The sequence below is a fragment of the Vibrio sp. Y176 genome (assembly GCF_033438945.1).
The window spans coordinates 1-690 of sequence record NZ_JAWOQS010000547.1 but is presented as its reverse complement, the minus strand read 5'-3'; the positions used below and the strand labels follow the sequence as shown (position 1 = coordinate 690).

The following is a 690-nucleotide window of genomic DNA, read 5'->3' as shown; positions in this document are numbered from 1 at the left end:
TTTATGAGAGGTTTAGCTAGTGAGCAGTCTTTGCAATTTATCGCGCTGTGCTTCGATGTAAGCACGTTCAGGGCTCTGTTCTTTACAGTGTTCAAGAATAAACTCAATCGAACTCAGAACCGTTCTCCAGCGCGGTGTTTTAGGCAGAGTTTCGATACGCATGTATTTATCGAGCGTGCGGGTTTGCAGTGTGCTTCGGTCGAGGTAGACGCGCCACAGTCCACTTTGTTCGGCAAACGCAAATTTACTTTCACCCGTAACAGACTCCCAATAGTCTAATGCATGCGTCATGGCATCGACCAACACTTCACGCATCAAATCTTGCTTATCTTTTTTGTTGCCCAAAGCCTTATCAGCCAAACGAGTAAACTCGCCACCAAGCTCTTTGAGTTTCTGCAACTGGTCTCTATCACCATCGAATGCATAACTTGAGAGTACTTCTACCGCAGTTTCTAGGTTATGAATACGCGCGGCGTTAGCTCCACCACCGACATTAAAGATGTACATCACATCTAAGCCGGAGCCTTCTGGCAGTTTTAGAATGTCGGCTTCAATGTTTTGACGAATATCCTCAATGTAGATATCAATCTTGCCGCAATAATGAGGCTGCTTCACCGTCAAATATTTTGGTGCGATCAGTTCGTCAGCTGACGAGCGTTTAAGTTGCTCTAAACTGCGTTTGAATAGCTT

The 690-nt window shown here is 45.2% G+C and carries 1 pseudogene; it reads right to left on the bottom strand.

The window, feature by feature from the left end:
* Positions 1-12: 12 nt before the first annotated feature.
* Positions 13-690, bottom strand: a pseudogene (locus R7O13_RS27215) (hybrid sensor histidine kinase/response regulator); the annotation flags it as partial.